Annotated in this window: 17 protein-coding genes; 15 read left to right on the top strand and 2 right to left on the bottom strand. The window is 71.7% G+C overall.

What is annotated here, in order from left to right:
* The first annotated feature begins 197 nt into the window (after positions 1–197).
* From ABT085_RS04775 to ABT085_RS04715, 13 genes are all read left to right on the top strand, one after another.
* A complete protein-coding gene (locus ABT085_RS04775; RefSeq protein WP_351602107.1) occupies positions 198–1,490 on the top strand; it encodes a hypothetical protein in 1,293 nt (430 codons plus the stop codon).
* Positions 1,491–1,507: 17 nt separating this feature from the next.
* A complete protein-coding gene (locus ABT085_RS04770; protein WP_351602104.1) occupies positions 1,508–2,080 on the top strand; it encodes a GNAT family N-acetyltransferase in 573 nt (190 codons plus the stop codon).
* 127 nt (positions 2,081–2,207) lie between these two features.
* Positions 2,208–2,291 (top strand): putative leader peptide, encoded by an 84-nt coding sequence (locus ABT085_RS04765; protein WP_316248393.1) that lies wholly within the window; start codon positions 2,208–2,210, stop codon positions 2,289–2,291.
* 125 nt (positions 2,292–2,416) lie between these two features.
* On the top strand, positions 2,417–4,114 hold the full coding sequence (locus ABT085_RS04760) for a nitrite/sulfite reductase (protein WP_351602101.1): 1,698 nt from the start codon (positions 2,417–2,419) through the stop codon (positions 4,112–4,114).
* Between the two features lie 28 nt (positions 4,115–4,142).
* Entirely contained in the window at positions 4,143–4,325 is a 183-nt protein-coding gene (locus ABT085_RS04755) for a hypothetical protein (protein ID WP_351602098.1), read from the top strand.
* Positions 4,322–5,032 carry a phosphoadenylyl-sulfate reductase gene (locus ABT085_RS04750; protein ID WP_351602095.1) on the top strand — a complete coding sequence of 237 codons (711 nt, stop codon included), beginning with the start codon at positions 4,322–4,324 and terminating at the stop codon, positions 5,030–5,032. Before ABT085_RS04755 ends, ABT085_RS04750 begins: the two co-directional genes overlap by 4 nt.
* Positions 5,033–5,034: 2 nt before the next feature.
* Positions 5,035–5,595 carry an adenylyl-sulfate kinase gene (cysC, locus tag ABT085_RS04745; RefSeq protein WP_351602092.1) on the top strand — a complete coding sequence of 187 codons (561 nt, stop codon included), beginning with the start codon at positions 5,035–5,037 and terminating at the stop codon, positions 5,593–5,595.
* Positions 5,592–6,536, top strand: coding sequence for a sulfate adenylyltransferase subunit CysD (gene cysD, locus ABT085_RS04740; protein ID WP_351602089.1), 945 nt, complete (start codon positions 5,592–5,594; stop codon positions 6,534–6,536). The genes cysC and cysD overlap by 4 nt, the downstream gene beginning before the upstream one ends.
* A gap of 2 nt (positions 6,537–6,538) precedes the next feature.
* The gene (locus tag ABT085_RS04735) at positions 6,539–7,873 is read left to right on the top strand and encodes a sulfate adenylyltransferase subunit 1 (protein ID WP_351602086.1); all 1,335 of its coding nucleotides are present in this window, start codon (positions 6,539–6,541) and stop codon (positions 7,871–7,873) included.
* Positions 7,874–8,107: 234 nt separating this feature from the next.
* A complete protein-coding gene (locus ABT085_RS04730; protein WP_351602083.1) occupies positions 8,108–9,256 on the top strand; it encodes an aliphatic sulfonate ABC transporter substrate-binding protein in 1,149 nt (382 codons plus the stop codon).
* A gap of 36 nt (positions 9,257–9,292) precedes the next feature.
* On the top strand, positions 9,293–10,072 hold the full coding sequence (locus ABT085_RS04725) for an ABC transporter ATP-binding protein (RefSeq protein ID WP_351602080.1): 780 nt from the start codon (positions 9,293–9,295) through the stop codon (positions 10,070–10,072).
* Entirely contained in the window at positions 10,059–10,943 is an 885-nt protein-coding gene (locus ABT085_RS04720) for an ABC transporter permease (protein WP_351602077.1), read from the top strand. The genes ABT085_RS04725 and ABT085_RS04720 overlap by 14 nt, the downstream gene beginning before the upstream one ends.
* Before the next feature lie 5 nt (positions 10,944–10,948).
* The gene (locus tag ABT085_RS04715) at positions 10,949–11,689 is read left to right on the top strand and encodes a sirohydrochlorin chelatase (protein WP_351602074.1); all 741 of its coding nucleotides are present in this window, start codon (positions 10,949–10,951) and stop codon (positions 11,687–11,689) included.
* A gap of 154 nt (positions 11,690–11,843) precedes the next feature.
* Here ABT085_RS04715 and ABT085_RS04710 read toward each other — a convergent pair whose 3' ends face one another.
* On the bottom strand, positions 11,844–12,827 hold the full coding sequence (locus tag ABT085_RS04710; RefSeq protein ID WP_351602071.1) for an ArsR/SmtB family transcription factor: 984 nt from the start codon (positions 12,825–12,827) through the stop codon (positions 11,844–11,846).
* A gap of 56 nt (positions 12,828–12,883) precedes the next feature.
* Here ABT085_RS04710 and ABT085_RS04705 point away from each other — a divergent pair, with 56 nt between their 5' ends.
* The gene (locus tag ABT085_RS04705; protein WP_351602068.1) at positions 12,884–14,266 is read left to right on the top strand and encodes an MFS transporter; all 1,383 of its coding nucleotides are present in this window, start codon (positions 12,884–12,886) and stop codon (positions 14,264–14,266) included.
* A gap of 64 nt (positions 14,267–14,330) precedes the next feature.
* On the opposite strand, the gene ABT085_RS04700 is transcribed toward ABT085_RS04705, so the two are convergent.
* Entirely contained in the window at positions 14,331–14,873 is a 543-nt protein-coding gene (locus tag ABT085_RS04700) for a DUF1697 domain-containing protein (protein WP_351602065.1), read from the bottom strand.
* Between the two features lie 229 nt (positions 14,874–15,102).
* Here ABT085_RS04700 and ABT085_RS04695 point away from each other — a divergent pair, with 229 nt between their 5' ends.
* A complete protein-coding gene (locus tag ABT085_RS04695) occupies positions 15,103–17,349 on the top strand; it encodes an MMPL family transporter (RefSeq protein WP_351602062.1) in 2,247 nt (748 codons plus the stop codon).
* Positions 17,350–17,475: the final 126 nt, after the last annotated feature.

Here is a 17,475-nt window from a genome sequence, read left to right as displayed (position 1 = left end):
AACGCCCCGGCGTGCGCGGGCGTGCGTCGACCAGCCATACCGCATATGCCGCGTCCGCAGGTGTCTTCCGCATATTTGCGAGGTCTTCGTCCCCGGCAGTGTCCGGCTGTCGTAGCATCCCTTGCACGGGCCACCCCACCTGCTCCTCGCTCAACGTACCGGTCGACAGGCGCAGTTGGTCCGCCTCGGGAGGTCTGATGAAGCAACGTGGCAGGCACCGCCGACGCAGGCGAGGGCGGGCGCTGCGCGCGTTCCTGTCCGGAGCGGCCCTCGCGCTCACCGCCGCGGCCACCATGATCAGCGCCTCGCAGGCCACGGTCGCCGACGACCCCGGGGCGCTCAAGCCGCTCACCTCGACCGCCGAGACGGCCCGGCTGCGCCTGACGGAGAACCTGGTGCCGTCCGCCGATCTGCGCCGGCTCGCCGGCGGGATGGGGCAGCCGGTCGGCGTCACCGCCGTCCTCGCCGGGGCCGACCACACCCTGCGCGGCGCGGCCGACTGCACGTCCGACGAGAAGCAGGCACTGCCCGTCGCACCGGCGGCCACCCGCGCGTACTGCTGGAACCCGGCGGACACCGACGGCTGGCGGCCCGGCGCGGTCACCACCTCCGGCGACGCCGACGACGACGGCCGCTGGGGTGCGCACCGCGTGATCCTCTCCGGCTGGACGGGTCCCGGTGGCGCGGTCGGCGAGCGCGGGCTCGCCCGGGTCGCCTTCGTGGACGCCGACGACCTGGACCATCTCAGCTACACCTGGGTCCTTCTCGCCGTCCCGGTCGACGGCGGCCGTGACTACCGGGGGCTCGCCTCCCATGTCTCGGGCATGGTCTGGTACGAGGACAAACTGCTGGTCACCGCCGACGACGGCGACCGGACCGCGCTGTACGTCTACGACATGAACCGCGTCCAGCGCGCCACGGTCGAGGCGGAGGCGATCGGCCGGGTGCCGGGCGGCTGGTCGGCGCACGGCTGCCGGTACGTGCTGCCGGCGGTCGGCTCCTACCGGCTCGGCGGCGCCGGCGGCACCCCGCGCCCCGGCGCGATCTCGCTGGACCGCAGCACGGTGCCGGACAGTCTGGTGGCCGGCGAGTGGACCTCCGGCGACAGCCCCGGACAGGCCCGTCTGTGGCGCTACTCCTTCAGCACGACCCTCGGGCGCTCGGGGCTGCTCGCCGCCGACGCCACGGGCCGGGTGCCCGCGACCGAGGCCTACCGGACGAAGATCTCCGAGGTCCGGGGCGTGCTGTCACTGGGCGCGCACTGGTATCTCAGCCGTGCGGCCGACGACGGCGACGGACCCGGCGGCCTGTGGCGGCAGGACACCGACGGCGCGCGGGCCACGCGGTGCGGGTCCGAGGGCGGACGCACCTGCTGGAGCCCGCGGACGGAGTCGCTGTCCTACTGGCAGGAGACCGGCGAGGTCTGGTCCCAGTCCGGGCGGACGCTGTTCGCACTGCCCCTGACCTCGATCGACAGATCCCTGGACTAGATGATTCCCTGTCCGGTATGACGAACATCCCCGTGACCACCTGGTCCCTGGAGCAGACCGCGCCGACCGACGTCCTGCCCGCCTCCGCGCCCGAGGGCGACGTGCGGATCGTGCGCGCGGAGGTTCCCTCGCCGGAGTTCAGCCGCTTTCTGTACGCCTCGGTGGGCGGGGACATCCGCTGGATCGACCGGCTCGGCTGGCCGTACGCGCGCTGGCGCGAGCACCTGGACCGGCCGGGCGTGGAGACCTGGGTCGCCTACGACCACGGCACACCGGCCGGTTACGTGGAGCTGGAGCCGCAGGACGACGGGGTCGTGGAGATCGTCTACTTCGGGCTGATCCAGGCCTTCCGCGGCCGCCGGATCGGCGGACACCTGCTGGCGTACGGCGCCGCCCGCGCCTGGGACCTCGGCGAGCGCTGGCCGGGGCTGCCGGAGACCAAGCGGGTGTGGCTGCACACCTGCAGCCTGGACGGCGAACACGCCATGGACAACTATCTGCGCCGGGGCTTCAAGCTGTTCGACACCAAGGTCGAGGAGCAGCCCGAGGTGACCACGCCGGGGCCCTGGCCGGACGCCCGTCCCGCCTGACCTGCGCTGACAAGACAGCGCACACAGCATGTGACCGACGACACCCTGGTTCCACGATGTGGGACCAGGGTGTCCGCATGACGGACGAAGCTGGACTGTGTCCAGAACGCCGTGACACGCTTCCGTCATGCCTGGAACTGGAATTGCCTTGGTGAGTCGGCGGCACGTCGACCTCGGCCGCATGTCCAGCGCCATCTGTCCGGCGGGCTGACGAGCCGCAGCGCCGCAGTTTCCCGCTTTGGTCTTTCCCTGCGCAGAGCCGCGCATTAAATGCTTCCGTGCGCCCGAACGCACTGGTCAGAGCCGCTTTCCGCCTGTCTTGAAGGACGTAGAACCATGGCCGCCACCCCGCAGAACCCTGCTGCCGCCGCGCCCCGCCGCAAGGTGAGCCGTCACCGCGGCGAGGGTCAGTGGGCCGCGGGGCACTTCACCCCGCTCAACGGCAACGAGCAGTTCAAGAAGGACGACGACGGTCTCAATGTGCGGACACGCATTGAGACGATCTACTCCAAGCGCGGGTTCGACTCCATCGACCCCAACGACCTGCGGGGCCGGATGCGCTGGTGGGGGCTGTACACCCAGCGCAAGCCCGGGATCGACGGCGGCAAGACCGCGGTCCTGGCGCCGGAGGAGCTGGACGACTCGTACTTCATGCTGCGCGTGCGCATCGACGGAGGCCGGCTGACCACGCAGCAGCTGCGGGTGATCGGTGAGATCTCGCAGGAGTTCGCCCGCGGTACCGCGGACATCACCGACCGGCAGAACATCCAGTACCACTGGATCCGGATCGAGGACGTGCCGGAGATCTGGAACCGCCTGGAGGCGGTCGGCCTGTCCACCACCGAGGCCTGTGGTGACACCCCCCGCGTCATCCTCGGCTCACCCGTGGCCGGCATCGCCGAAGACGAGATCATCGACGGCACCCCGGCCATCGACGAGATCCACCGCCGGATCATCGGCAACAAGGACTTCTCCAACCTGCCCCGCAAGTTCAAGTCCGCCGTCTCCGGCTCGCCGCTGCTGGACGTGGCGCACGAGATCAACGACATCGCCTTCGTCGGCGTGCACCACCCCGAGCACGGCCCCGGCTTCGACCTGTGGGTCGGCGGCGGCCTGTCGACCAACCCGAAGATCGGTGTCCGGCTCGGCGCGTGGGTGCCGCTGGACGAGGTCCCGGACGTCTACGAGGGCGTCATCTCGATCTTCCGCGACTACGGCTACCGCCGGCTGCGCAACCGCGCCCGGCTGAAGTTCCTGGTCGCCGACTGGGGCGCGGAGAAGTTCCGCCAGGTGCTGGAGGACGAGTACCTCGGGCGCAAGCTGACCGACGGCCCCGCCCCCGAGCAGCCGGTGGCCCGCTGGCGCGACCACGTCGGAGTGCACCGCCAGCAGGACGGCCGCTTCTACGTCGGCTTCGCCCCGCGCGTCGGCCGGGTGGACGGCGCGACCCTGACGAAGATCGCCGAGCTCGCCGAGGCGCACGGCTCGGGCCGGGTGCGTACCACCGTCGAGCAGAAGATGATCATCCTCGATGTCGAGGGCGACCGGGTCGACTCGCTGGTCGAGGGCCTCCAGGCGCTGGACCTGACCGCCAAGCCCTCCCCGTTCCGGCGCGGCACCATGGCCTGCACCGGCATCGAGTACTGCAAGCTCGCCATCGTCGAGACCAAGGCCCGCGGCGCCTCGCTCATCGACGAACTGGAGCGCCGCATCCCGGAGTTCGACGAGCCGATCACCATCAACCTCAACGGCTGCCCGAACGCCTGCGCCCGTATCCAGGTGGCGGACATCGGTCTCAAGGGCCAGCTCGTCGTCGACGCCGACGGCGAACAGGTCGAGGGCTACCAGGTGCACCTCGGCGGCGCCCTCGGTCTGGAGTCCGGCTTCGGCCGCAAGGTCCGCGGCCTGAAGGTCACCGCACAGGAACTGCCCGACTACGTCGAGCGCGTGCTGAAGCGTTTCCAGGCCGAGCGCAAGGACGGCGAACGGTTCGCCGCCTGGGCCGCCCGCGCCGACGAGACCTCGCTGTCATGAGCGCGGCGAGTGAGACGGAGGACGTCCGATGAGCGAGCGCGCGGCCCCCTTCTACTGCCCCTACTGCGGCGACGAGGACCTGCGCCCGAACGAGGCCGGACACGGCGCCTGGGAGTGCGCGTCGTGCAACCGCGCATTCCAGCTGAAGTTCCTCGGGCTGCTGGCCCGGGGCTTTCACGACTCCAACGCCGAAGGGGACGACCGGACATGACGACCACTCGGCAGACGCGCACGGCGGCCGAGCTCAGGGCCCTCGCCGAGCAGGCGGGCCGCGACCTGGAGGACGCCTCCGCCCTGGAGGTCCTCCGGTGGGCGGTGGACACCTTCGGCGACCGGTTCTGCGTCACCTCCTCGATGGAGGACGCGGTGGTCGCGCACCTCGCGTCCCGTGTGAAGAAGGGCGTGGCCGTGGTCTTCCTCGACACCGGCTACCACTTCCCGGAGACCATCGGCACCCGCGACGCGGTCGAGGCGGTGATGGACGTCGACGTCATCACCCTCACCCCGCGCCGGACGGTCGCCGAGCAGGACGCGCAGTACGGGCCGAAGCTGCACGACCGCGACCCCGACCTGTGCTGCAGGCTGCGCAAAGTCCAGCCGCTGGAAGAGGGCCTGACGGAATATCAGGCCTGGGCGACCGGCCTGCGCCGCGACGAGTCCCCGACCCGGGCGAACACCCCGGTCGTCGGCTGGGACGAGAAGCGGCAGAAGGTCAAGATCTCCCCCATCGCCCGCTGGACCCAGGACGACGTCGACGCCTACGTCGCCGAACACGGCGTACTGACCAACCCGTTGCTGATGGACGGCTATGCCTCCGTCGGCTGCGCCCCCTGTACCCGTCGCGTCCTGGAGGGCGAGGACGCACGCGCCGGCCGCTGGGCCGGACGCGCCAAGACCGAGTGCGGGCTGCACGGCTGACCATGACACAGATTCAGGAGACACACGTGACGACCGGAGCCACCGTCTGGCTCACGGGTCTGCCGAGCGCCGGCAAGACCACCATCGCGTACGAACTCGCCGGCCGGCTGCGGGCGGAGGGCCACCTCGTCGAGGTCCTCGACGGCGACGAGATCCGGGAGTTCATCTCGGCGGGCCTCGGCTTCAGCCGCGAGGACCGGCACACCAATGTGCAGCGCATCGGCTTCCTCGCCGAACTGCTCGCCCGTAACGGTGTCAAGACGCTGGTTCCGGTGATCGCGCCGTACGCGGACAGCCGGGACGCGGTGCGCAAGCGTCACCAGCAGAGCGGGGCGGCGTACCTGGAGGTGCATGTCGCGACCCCGGTCGAGGTGTGCTCGGTCCGCGACGTGAAGGGCCTGTACGCCAAGCAGGCCGCGGGCGAGCTCTCCGGGCTCACCGGTGTCGACGACCCGTACGAGGCGCCCGAGTCGCCCGATCTCCGGATCGAGTCCCAGAACCAGACCGTGCAGGAGTCCGCGGCGTCGGTGTACGCCCTGCTCAGCGAGAGGGGACTGGCATGACGACCGCTGCCGAGCTCAAGGGGGGCGAGGAGGGCACCGCAGGCCCGTACGCCCTCAGCCATCTGGACGCGCTGGAGTCCGAGGCGGTGCACATCTTCCGCGAGGTGGCGGGCGAGTTCGAGCGGCCGGTGATCCTCTTCTCCGGCGGCAAGGACTCCATCGTCATGCTGCACCTGGCGCTGAAAGCGTTCGCCCCGGCCGGGGTGCCGTTCTCCCTGCTGCACGTCGACACCGGCCACAACTTCCCCGAGGTGCTGGAGTACCGCGACCGCGCGGTGGCCCGGCACGGGCTGCGGCTGCACGTGGCCTCGGTGCAGGACTACATCGACCGCGGAGTGCTCAAGGAGCGCCCCGACGGCACCCGCAACCCCCTGCAGACCCTCCCGCTCACCGAGAAGATCCAGAGCGAGCGGTTCGACGCGGTCTTCGGTGGCGGCCGCCGCGACGAGGAGAAGGCCCGCGCCAAGGAACGCGTGTTCTCCCTGCGCGACGAGTTCTCCCAGTGGGACCCCCGCCGCCAGCGCCCCGAGCTGTGGAACCTCTACAACGGCCGTCACGCACCCGGCGAGCACGTCCGCGTCTTCCCGCTGTCCAACTGGACCGAGCTGGACGTGTGGCAGTACATCGCCCGGGAGGGCATCGAACTCCCGCAGATCTACTTCGCGCACGAGCGCGAGGTGTTCAGCCGCAGCGGGATGTGGCTGACCGCCGGCGAGTGGGGCGGCCCGAAGGACGGCGAGACGGTGGAGAAGCGCCAGGTGCGCTACCGCACCGTCGGTGACATGTCCTGCACCGGCGCGGTCGACTCCGCCGCCGTCACGCTGGAGCAGGTCATCACCGAGATCGCCGCGTCCCGGCTCACCGAACGCGGCGCCACCCGCGCCGACGACAAGCTCTCCGAGGCCGCGATGGAAGACCGCAAGCGCGAGGGGTACTTCTAGACATGAGCACCACCACGACCGAGGAGCTCTCGGCCACCACCCTGCTGCGGTTCGCCACCGCCGGCTCCGTCGACGACGGCAAGTCCACCCTCGTCGGCCGGCTCCTGCACGACTCGAAGTCGGTCCTCACCGACCAGCTGGAGGCCGTGGAGCGCGCCTCGGCCGGCCGCGGCCAGGAGGGCCCGGACCTCGCCCTGCTCACCGACGGGCTGCGCGCCGAACGCGAGCAGGGCATCACCATCGACGTGGCCTACCGCTACTTCGCCACGCCCCGGCGCCGCTTCATCCTCGCCGACACCCCCGGCCATGTGCAGTACACCCGCAACATGGTCACCGGCGCCTCCACCGCGGAGCTGACCGTCATCCTCGTCGACGCCCGCAACGGCGTCGTCGAGCAGACCCGCCGGCACGCCGCGATCGCCGCCCTGCTCCGCGTCCCGCACGCGGTCCTCGCGGTGAACAAGATGGACCTCGTCGGCTACGAGGAGTCCGTGTTCGCCGCGATCGCCGAGGAGTTCACGGCGTACGCGACCGAGCTGGGCGTCCCCGAGGTCACCGCGATCCCGATCTCGGCGCTCGCCGGGGACAACGTGGTCGAGCCGTCCGCGAACATGGACTGGTACGGCGGCCCGACGGTGCTGGAGCACCTGGAGACCGTCCCGGTCAGCCACGACCTGGCGCACTGCCACGCACGCCTTCCCGTCCAGTACGTGATCCGGCCGCAGACCGCCGAGCACCCCGACTACCGGGGATACGCGGGCCAGATCGCGGCCGGTTCGTTCCGCGTCGGCGAGGCGGTGACGGTGCTGCCGTCCGGCCGCTCGACCAGGATCTCCGGCATCGACCTGCTCGGTGTGCCGGTGGACGTGGCCTGGACGACGCAGTCGGTGACCGTCCTGCTGGTGGACGACATCGACATCTCGCGCGGCGACCTGCTCGTGCCGAGCAAGGACGCGCCGCCCACCACCCAGGACATCGAGGCGACCGTCTGCCACGTGGCCGACCAGCCGCTGACCGTCGGGCACCGGGTCCTGCTCAAGCACGGCACCCGCACGGTCAAGGCCCTGGTGAAGGACATACCGTCCCGGCTCACGCTCGACGACCTGTCCCTGCACCCGCACCCGGGACAGCTGCTCGCCAACGACATCGGCCGGGTGAAGATCCGTACCGCCGAGCCGCTGCCGGTCGACTCCTACGCGGACTCGCGCCGCACCGGCTCGTTCATCCTGATCGACCCCAGCGACGGCACGACGCTCACCGCGGGCATGGTCGGCGAGTCGTTCGCCGCCCCGGACCCGGTCAAGGACGCGTCGGAAGACGACGGTTGGGACTTCTGACCATGAACGCCCCGGACTACTATGCGACGTTCGCGAAGGAGGGCGGCCGTGTCGGCAGCGGCGCCCTCGGCAGCGGCGAGGGCGGAGTAGCGCGATGTGCGCGCTGACGTACGCGCACCGCCTGCGCGCCCAGTCGCCCCACCCTCCGTCCCGGAAGCGACGAAGACCGTCTGCCGACCTCCCGGCCACGACCTGAGTGACGTGACCGCCGGGCCAACAAGAGGACATCCTCCCGTGCCTGCCAAGCTCGCCCTTTCCCGGCTCCGCCCGAAAGCGGGCGCTCGCGCCGCCGCCCTGCGCCGCGGCGCGGCCGTCGCCGCCGTTCTTCCCCTGCTGGCGCTCGCCGCGTGCGGCTACGGCTCGAAGGCAGCGGACCGGCCCGCGGACCAGCAGGTCGCGGCCGGGGCCGAGAAGATCGACGGCCTCGACTCCGTGAAGATCGGCTACTTCGGCAACCTCACCCACGGCACCGCGCTGGTGGGGGTGCGAAAGGGCTACTTCCAGAAGGAGCTCGGCGCCACCGCGGCCAGGTACCAGGTCTTCAACGCGGGCCCGTCCGAGATCGAGGCGCTGAACTCCGGCTCGATCGACATCGGCTGGATCGGCCCGTCCCCGGCGGTCAACGGCTACACCAGGTCCGCGGGCAAGAGCCTGCGCATCATCGGGGGTTCGGCCTCCGGCGGGGTGAAGCTCGTGGTCGACCCGGACAGGATCAAGTCCCTGAAGGACGTCAAGGGCAAGAAGATCGCGACCCCCCAGCTCGGCAACACCCAGGACGTGGCGTTCCTGAACTGGATCGCCGAACAGGGCTGGAAGGTCGACGCGGAGAGCGGCAAGGGCGACGTCTCGGTGGTCCGCACCGACAACAAGATCACCCCGGACGCCTACAGGTCCGGTTCCATCGACGGCGCGTGGGTGCCGGAGCCGACCGCGTCCAAGCTGGTCGCCGAGGGCGCGAAGGTGCTGCTCGACGAGGCCGACCTGTGGCCGGACAAGAAGTTCGTGATCACGAACATCGTCGTGCGGCAGGAGTTCCTCCAGCAGCACCCGAAGGCCGTGGAGGCGGTGCTGCGGGCCTCCGTCGAGGCCAACAAGTGGATCAACGCCAACCCGGACGAGGCGAAGGCCGCGGCGAACGAGCAGCTGGAGGCCGACTCCGGCAAGGCGCTGCCCGCCGCGGTGATCGACCCGGCGTGGAAGTCGATCCGGTTCACCGACGACCCGCTGGCCGCCACCCTCGACACCGAGGCGCGGCACGCGGTCAAGGCCGGTCTGCTGGAGAAGCCCGACCTGAACGGCATCTACGACCTCACGCTCCTCGACAAGGTTCTCGAGGCCGAGGGCGCCGCCGCCGTCGACGACGCCGGCCTCGGCGCGAAGTAAGCCCCGTACCCGACGAGTTCCCAGGAGGTGACGACCATGGCCACGACCTTCGCCAAGGCCGCCGTATCGGTGGAGTACGCGGCACGCATCGAGCATGTCTCGAAGTCCTTCGCCGGTCCGGGCGGACAGCAGCTCGTCCTGGACGACATCAGCCTCGATGTCGCGCCCGGCGAGTTCGTCACCCTTCTGGGGGCCTCGGGCTGCGGCAAGTCCACCCTGCTGAACCTGGTGGCCGGACTCGACCGGCCGACCGCCGGCTCCATCGCGACGGACGGCCGGCCCGCCCTGATGTTCCAGGAGCACGCCCTCTTCCCGTGGCTGACCGCGGGCAAGAACATCGAACTGGCCCTGAAACTCAGGGGAGTCGCCAAGAACGAGCGCCGCGGGAAGACCGAGGAGCTGCTCGAACTGGTCCGGCTGAAGGGCGCGTACGGCAAGCGGGTGCACGAGCTGTCCGGCGGTATGCGCCAGCGGGTGGCACTGGCCCGCGCGCTGGCGCAGGAGAGCAATCTGCTGCTGATGGACGAGCCGTTCGCCGCCCTCGACGCCATCACCCGGGACGTGCTCCACGACGAGCTGACCCGGATCTGGGCGGAGACCGGGCTGTCCGTCCTGTTCGTCACGCACAACGTGCGCGAGGCGGTCCGGCTCGCGCAGCGCGTGGTGCTGCTGTCCTCCCGTCCGGGACGGGTGGCCCGGGAGTGGACGGTCGACATCCCGCAGCCGCGCCGGATCGAGGACGCCCCCGTGGCGGAACTGTCGCTTGAGATCACCGAAGTACTGCGTGGGGAGATCCGCCGTCATGGCCAGCACTGAGACGAGGACGACGGAGGCGGCCGGGAGCGTCGAGGCGGGTCTCGACGCGCTGGAGAGCTCGGTGACCGGCCGGCCGCCGCTGCGGCAGACCCTGCGCGAGAAGGTCCTGCCGCCGGTCGTCGCGATAGCCGTGGTCGTGGTGATCTGGCAGGGCCTGATCACCCTGAAGATCGTCGACGACCCCTCGAAGCTGCCCTCCCCGGGCGCCGTCTGGGCCGAGGTCCAGGACGCCTGGCTCAAGGGCACCCTGCTCGGCTACATCTGGACGAGCGTCTCGCGGGGCCTGTTCGGCTTCGCGCTCGCCCTGCTCATCGGCACCCCGCTCGGCCTGCTCGTGGCACGGGTGAAGTTCGTGCGGGCGGCGATCGGCCCGACCCTGTCCGGCCTGCAGTCGCTGCCCTCGGTCGCCTGGGTGCCGCCCGCGGTGATCTGGCTGGGCCTCCAGCCGTCGATGATGTACGCGGTGATCCTGCTCGGCGCGGTGCCCTCGATCGCCAACGGTCTGGTCTCCGGCGTCGACCAAGTGCCGCCGCTGTTCCTGCGCGCGGGCCGCACGCTGGGGGCGACCGGTCTGCGCGGCACCTGGCACATCGTCATGCCGGCCGCGCTGCCCGGCTACGTCGCGGGCCTGAAGCAGGGGTGGGCGTTCTCCTGGCGCTCGCTGATGGCCGCCGAGATCATCGTGCAGGCGCCCGACCTGGGCGTGGGCCTCGGCCAGCTGCTGGAGGTGGCCCGCACCAACAGCAGCATGGCGCAGGTGTTCCTCGCCATCCTGCTCATCCTGTTCGTCGGCATCGCGATCGACCTGCTGATCTTCAGTCCGCTGGAGCGGTGGGTGCTGCGCAGCCGCGGCCTGCTGGTGAAGGGCTGACGCCCGTGTACGGCAAGCCGGTTCTCCTGGTCATCGCCCACGGCAGCCGCGACCCGCGGCACGCCGCGACGGTGCACGCCCTCGTACGGCAGGTGCGCTCGCTGCGCCCGGACGTCCGGGTGGAGACCGGCTTCCTGGACTTCAACGTGCCCTCCGTGCAGGGCGTGCTGGGGTCCCTGGCGGCCGAGGGCGTCCGTGACGTCGTAGCCCTGCCGCTGCTGCTGACACGCGCGTTCCATGCGAAGGCGGACATCCCCGCCGTGCTCGGCGCCGCGCCGGCGCGGCTGCGGATCCGGCAGGCGGAGGTGCTCGGCCCGTCGCCGCTGCTGCTCTGCGCGCTGGAGCGGCGGCTGTACGAGGCGGGGCTGACGCCCGCCGACAAGTCCTCGACCGGGGTCGTGCTGGCCTCGGCGGGGTCCACCGACCCGGAGGCGATCGCGGTGATCGCAGACATCGCGCGGGAGTGGCGGCACACCGGTTGGTGCGCCGTGCGGCCCGCGTTCGCCTCCGCCTCCCTCCCCCGCACGGAGGACGCGGTACGGGAACTGCGCGAGCTGGGCTGCGAGCGGGTGGCCGTCGCGCCCTACGTCCTGGCGCCCGGCTTCCTGCCGGACCGCATCGCGCGGGGCGCCGCCGAGGCGGACGTCCTCGCCGAGGTGCTCGGCCCGGCTCCGGAGGTGGCGCGGCTGCTGCTGGAGCGCTACGACGCGGCCCGCAGACCCGCCCTGGCGGCCCTGGGGGCGTGAGCGTCCCGGGAGCCGCTGGTCCGTGCGGGTCCGTCCTGACGCTCGCGCACTTCCCCGCGGCCCTGGGGTGCGCCGCCACAACGGGACGGCCGGGCTGGGCGGTCGGCACGGATCCCCGCGACGTCTCCCTCGGCACCGGCCGACCGGCGGGGGTCTACCGGCACAGGTCGTCGCCGAGCCGGGTGCGCGTGTAGCGGACGATCCGGCCGCTGCGGGTGCGGCTGAGGAGACCCGCGTCGTAGAGGACGGCCAGATGCTGGCTGACCGCGCCGGGAGTGACGCCCAGGCGGTGGGCCAGTTCCGTGGTCGAGGCGGGTTCCGCCAGAAGTCGCAGCAGACGCGCGCGGGGGCGGCCCAGCAGACGGACGAGGGCCTCGTCGTTGACCGGGGGCGGTTTCTCGGAGAGAGTGCCGCGGCCGCGTGCGGGATACATGAGCACCGGGGGCCGTGCGGGGTCGATCAGCTGCTGGGCACCGCGGGCGAACATCGTCGGCACCAGGACCAGTCCACGCCCGTCGATGCTGACGTCGCTCCACGCGGTGCGCGCCATGACGTCCCGGGTGGACAGCAGCAGACGGCTGCCCGTCCAGGAGAGCCGCTCGTCGAGTCCCGACAGCAGCGCACCGGCGCCCTGTTCGGCCAGCACCCGCCCCCGGTGGGCGAGGTCGGCCTCCAGGATGCTCTGCACCCGCGGCCACCAGTCGGCGGCGAGGCAGGTGTGCCAGTAGGCGTCGAGGGCGTCCGTGAGCCGGACGAGGAGGGCCCCGGGATCGGTGAGCCCCCGGACGAGAACGGGCGGGAGCGCCTCCGGGGTCCGGTAGGCGGCGTGGAAGCCGGCGACGACCGTCTCCGGCGGGGTGGCACGCAGCAGGTCCAGCTCGTCGGCGAAGACCTGGCGGGCGTGGGCCGGGCGCGGGGTGAGGAAGTCCGGCACCCACAGCCAGGGAGTGACGAGCACGGTGAGCATCTCGCGGTCGAGGCTCTCCAGGCTGGGCCGGATACGGCGCAGCCACGGCCGGTGGTGGGGATAGCGCGCGGGGTCGTGCAGGCAGCGCAGTGAGAACACCGCCTCCTGGAGGGGCGAGTACGCGAAGGAGGTGGTGGCGAGGTCGCCGACGGCGAAGCGAAACTCGATCATTGAGTGCCACGCTAAATCATTGTCGGTGCCGGTTCCCGGCGGGGTTGGCTGTCTTCATGACCACGACATCGGCCTCCGAACCTTCCTCGGAACCCTCCTCCGAGCCCGGCTCCGCCTCCGAGCCCGATTCCGCCTCCGCGCGGGGCGGCGGCTCCTCGCCGGCCGGCCCGGTGTCCGGTGTGCCGCCCCGGCCCGTCACCCGAGCCGCCGGACTGCTGCCCGCCGATCCCGTGCTGCGCCGGGCAACGGTCCTGACCGCCTTCAACTCCCTGGGCAACGGGCTCTACTTCCCGCTCGGCGTTCTGTACTTCACCCGCATCGTGGGTCTGGACGCGACCGCCGTCGGACTCGGCATGACGGTCGCGGGGCTGGTCGGCGTGGCGGCCGGGATCCCCGCCGGGCGGGCCGCCGACCGGTGGGGCGCCCGGCAGGTGGGGTCGCTGCTGTGGGGCGGCACCGGGTGCGCGACGGCCGCCTACGTCCTGGTCCACTCGTACGTCGGCTTCCTCGTCGCGGTGGTCTGCGCGACCGGACTCCAGATGGCCAGCCGCGGTGTGCAGGGCGCGCTGTACGCGGACGTGCTGCCCGCGCCGACCCGGGTGGAGGCGCGGGCGTATCTGCGCATGGTCACGAACGTGGGCATGGGCGTAGGCGGCGTGTTCGGTGCGATCGCCCTTCAACTGGACACACGCAGCGCATACATGACGGTCATTCTGGTGAACGCGCTGTCGTTCGCGGCACCCGCGCTGATGGTCCGCCGGCTGCCGCTCGCCCCGCACGCGATCGACCGCGTTCCGGTCCCGGCCGACGCTCCGGCCGCCGACCGCTGGCGTGCGGTGCGGGACCTGCCGTTCCTGGCCGTGACCGTGCTCAACTCCGTGCTGGTCGTGCAGTACACGCTCTCCGAGGTCGGTCTGCCCCTGTGGATCGTGCAGCGGACCGAGGCACCGCGCTGGACGGCCGCGCTGCTGATGATCCTGAACTGCGCCCTGGTCGCGCTGTTGCAGGTGCGGATCGCCCGCCGCGTCTCGCGGGTCCCCTCCGCGGTCCGGGCGATGGGCCGGGCCGGACTGCTGCTCGCCGTGGCCTGCGCGGTGTACGCGCTCTCCGCGGGTCTCTCCCCCGTGTGGGCGGTGCTCGCGCTGACCGTCGGCGCGGTGGTGCAGGTCTTCGCCGAGGTGCTGTCCGCGGCGGGCGGCTGGACCCTCGGCTACGCGCTCGCCGACGCCCGCGCACACGGCGTGTACCAGGGTGTCTTCGGCGCGGGCATGTCCGCCGGGATGATGGCGGGACCGGCTCTGGTGACGGTGACCGCGATCCGGTACGGCAGTGCGGGCTGGGCGGCGCTGGGCGTGCTGTTCGCGGTGGTGGGCCTGGCGGTGGCTCCCGCGGTGCGCTGGGCCCAACGGGACGGGGCCTGGCGGGGCGAGGGCACCTGACCGGCATCCTTCGCGGGCTGCACGGGACGGGGTCGACGGCCCCGGGCACTTCCGTGACGGGCGGTCAGCCGGTGAGCTCGATGAGCTTGAGGACGGTGTTCCAGTTGCGGGTGGTGGCGATCAGTCCCTTGGTGATCCGCGGTCTGGCGAGCTGTTCGGCGAGCTTGGACCGGCCCAGGCCGTCGGGGGCGTACAGGTACAGGGCGCGGTCGCCGAGGCGGAACTCCTCGGGGAGATGGGCGGCCCGGTCGACCGCGGCGAAGCGTTCCTCGTCGACCGGCGCGGAGAAGTACGTGATGTGCAGCTGCTTCGCCTCGAGTTCCGCGGCCGGGAACGGGCAGGCGTCGGCGACCGCCCGCAGATAGGCGTGGTCGCGCACGATGACGTCGACCGGGAAGCCGCACCGCTTCTCGATCGCCTGCGTGAGCTCGGCGGCGAGGGACGTCTCGTCGCCGTCGCCGGGGGTGAACACGGCCTGGCCGCTCTGGAGATGGGTGCGGACCCCGGCGTACCCGAGGCCCTCCATGAGGACGCGCAGCTCGGCCATCGGGACCTTCTTGTTGCCGCCCACGTTGATTCCGCGCAGCAGCGCCGCATAAGTCGTCATGCCGCCAGCCTAGAGCGGTCCGTACCCCCCGATCCGCACCCCCGAGAGACGGGGATACGTGTAGGGGGCCATCGTCCTCCCCAGTGCGGAGCCGGCGCGGTCCACCGGGATGAGCCGGGGCCGCCCCACCTCACCGGGCAGTACGACGAGATGTCTTTATCGGACCCATACCGTCGAGGGGAAAGGTGGCGGCAGGGGCTGCCACCGCGGACGAGGGGGCAGGCCCGTCATGGGGACTGGAGATGCACGGGTGCGGGGGATCGCCGCACGGGCCGGCGGCTGGAGCGCCCGGCACCGATGGGCGGCCGTCGGGATCTGGGTCCTGTTCGTCGTCCTGGCGATGGGGCTCGGCTCGGCGGCGGGCCGGGTCGACGTCGACGAGAGCGACCAGCTCAAGGGCGAGACCCACACCGCCGCGACGATCGTGAAGGACGCGGGGATCGAGGAGCCGGCCGGGGAGACGGTTCTGATCCAGGGGCGGGACGCCGGGGTCAAGGCCACCGACGCCGAGTTCCGCGCGACGGTCGCCGAGGTCGTCGAGGCCGTGCGGGCCACCGGCCGAGTCAGCGACGTGACCTCGCCGTACGACACGCAGACGATCTCGAAGGACGGCCGCAGCGCGCTCGTGCAGTTCGACATGCGCGGCGACGCCGAGACCGCCGGGGACCGGGTGGAGCCCGTCGTCAAGGCCGTCGAGGGCGTCGCCAGGAAGCACACGTCGCTGCGGGTCGAGGAGATCGGCAGCGCCAGCATGAACAAGACGTTCTCCGACGCGTTCGGGGACGACTTCCAGCAGGCCGAGTACTCCGCGGTGCCGGTGGCCCTCGGCATTCTGCTCATCGCCTTCGGCGCGCTGGTGGCCGCGCTGCTGCCGGTGGCCCTGGCGATCACCGCGATCATGGCGACGATGGGCCTGATGGGCGTCGTCAGCCATGTGATGCCGATGAGCGACACCGCCAACTCCGTGATGCTGCTGGTCGGTCTGGCCGTCGGCGTCGACTACTGCCTGTTCTACCTGCGCCGCGAGCGCGAGGAGCGCGAGGCGGGCCGGGACGCGCAGACGGCTCTGCGGGTCGCCGCCGCCACCAGTGGCCGGGCGATCGTGGTCTCCGGTGTCACGGTGTGCGTGGCGATGGCGGGCATGCTGTTCACCGGGCTCGCCGGGTTCGAGGCGATGGGCCTGGCCTCGCTGATGGTCGTGGCCGTCGCCATGGTCGGTTCGGTGACCGTGCTGCCCGCGCTGCTGTCCCTGCTGGGCGAGCGGGTCGAGGCGGGCCGGATCCCGTTCCTGAACCGCCGCCGCCGGTCCGGCAGCGGGGACAGCCGGTTCTGGAGCGCGGTCCTCAAGGGCGTACTGGCCAGGCCGGTCCTCTCCGTCGTGGTCGCGGCCGGCGCGCTGCTGGCGATCGCGGCCCCCGCGGTCGGCATGAAGACCCAGAACCTCACCCTGGACCAGGAGTTCGGCGACTCGCTGTCCATCGTGCAGACCTACAACCGCGTCAACGAGGCCTTCCCCGGCGGCTCCGAGCCGGCCGAGGTCGTCGTCAAGGCCCGGGACATCAACGCCCCGGACGTGAAGGACGCGCTCGCGCAGTTCAAGGAGCGGGCGATCACCTCGGGCGCCTCGCGCGGCCCGGTCGAGATCAAGCTGCACGACGCGCAGAACATCGCCTTCGTCTACGTGCCGCTGGTCGGCGGCTCCGACCAGGACAGGGCGAGCGCCAGCCTGGAGAAGCTGCGCGACGAGGTACGGCCCGCCACGCTCGGCAAGGTCGACGGCCTCCAGGCGCCGATCACCGGGAACGTCGCGGGCAACCACGACTTCAACGACCAGCTGCTCGGTTCGGTCGCCCCGGTCTTCGGGTTCGTGGTCGTCTTCGCCTTCCTGCTGATGCTGGTGTCGTTCCGCTCCCTGACCGTCGCGATCACCTCGATCGCGCTGAACCTGCTCTCGGTGGGCGCGGCGTACGGCATCCTCGTGGCCGTCTTCCAGCACGGCTGGGGCGCCTCGCTGGTGGGCGCGGAGGGCGTCGGTGCCATCGTCACCTGGCTGCCGCTGTTCCTCTTCGTGATCCTGTTCGGCCTGTCGATGGACTACCACGTGTTCGTGGTCTCGCGGATCCGCGAGGCGCGGCTGCGCGGCCGTACGACGACGGACGCGATCCGGCACGGCGTGGTCACCACGGCCGGCGTGGTGACCAGCGCCGCCGTCATCATGGTCGCCGTGTTCGCGATCTTCGGAACGCTGTCCATGCAGTCCATGAAGCAGATGGGCGTCGGCCTCGCGGCCGCGGTTCTCATCGACGCGACCGTCATCCGTGGTGTGCTGCTGCCCGCGGTCATGGCGCTGCTGGGCGAGCGCAACTGGTACCTGCCCAAGTGGCTGGACCGGATGCCCGACTTCACCCACGACGAGGCACCCGAGGCCGTGACCGCTCCGTCGGTCACCGACGGGGGTGAGCCGATCCGGGTGTGAGCCGATCCGGTACGACGCACGGCGGGGCGGGTCCGCCGGTCTCCTCGGGGAGATCGGCGGGCCCGCCGCGCTGTTCGGCCCACGGGCCCGCGGCACCGGTCCGACCTGTGCGGATGCGAGACTGGC

This window comes from Streptomyces sp. NPDC002265, assembly GCF_040296125.1.
Classification (GTDB): domain Bacteria; phylum Actinomycetota; class Actinomycetes; order Streptomycetales; family Streptomycetaceae; genus Streptomyces.
The sequence above is the reverse complement of the archived record's forward strand: the minus strand, read 5'-3'. Positions and strand labels throughout refer to the sequence as shown.

Coding starts and splice junctions, on each gene's coding strand:
- ABT085_RS04775 (WP_351602107.1), top strand. CDS start 198: ATGAAGCAACGTGGCAGGCACCGCCGACGCAGGCGAGGGCGGGCGCTG.
- ABT085_RS04705 (WP_351602068.1), top strand. CDS start 12,884: ATGACCACGACATCGGCCTCCGAACCTTCCTCGGAACCCTCCTCCGAG.
- ABT085_RS04735 (WP_351602086.1), top strand. CDS start 6,539: ATGAGCACCACCACGACCGAGGAGCTCTCGGCCACCACCCTGCTGCGG.
- ABT085_RS04695 (WP_351602062.1), top strand. CDS start 15,103: ATGGGGACTGGAGATGCACGGGTGCGGGGGATCGCCGCACGGGCCGGC.
- ABT085_RS04755 (WP_351602098.1), top strand. CDS start 4,143: ATGAGCGAGCGCGCGGCCCCCTTCTACTGCCCCTACTGCGGCGACGAG.
- ABT085_RS04710 (WP_351602071.1), bottom strand. CDS start 12,827: ATGATCGAGTTTCGCTTCGCCGTCGGCGACCTCGCCACCACCTCCTTC.
- ABT085_RS04700 (WP_351602065.1), bottom strand. CDS start 14,873: ATGACGACTTATGCGGCGCTGCTGCGCGGAATCAACGTGGGCGGCAAC.
- ABT085_RS04725 (WP_351602080.1), top strand. CDS start 9,293: ATGGCCACGACCTTCGCCAAGGCCGCCGTATCGGTGGAGTACGCGGCA.
- ABT085_RS04765 (WP_316248393.1), top strand. CDS start 2,208: ATGCCTGGAACTGGAATTGCCTTGGTGAGTCGGCGGCACGTCGACCTC.
- cysD (WP_351602089.1), top strand. CDS start 5,592: ATGACGACCGCTGCCGAGCTCAAGGGGGGCGAGGAGGGCACCGCAGGC.
- cysC (WP_351602092.1), top strand. CDS start 5,035: ATGACACAGATTCAGGAGACACACGTGACGACCGGAGCCACCGTCTGG.
- ABT085_RS04750 (WP_351602095.1), top strand. CDS start 4,322: ATGACGACCACTCGGCAGACGCGCACGGCGGCCGAGCTCAGGGCCCTC.
- ABT085_RS04760 (WP_351602101.1), top strand. CDS start 2,417: ATGGCCGCCACCCCGCAGAACCCTGCTGCCGCCGCGCCCCGCCGCAAG.
- ABT085_RS04770 (WP_351602104.1), top strand. CDS start 1,508: ATGACGAACATCCCCGTGACCACCTGGTCCCTGGAGCAGACCGCGCCG.
- ABT085_RS04720 (WP_351602077.1), top strand. CDS start 10,059: ATGGCCAGCACTGAGACGAGGACGACGGAGGCGGCCGGGAGCGTCGAG.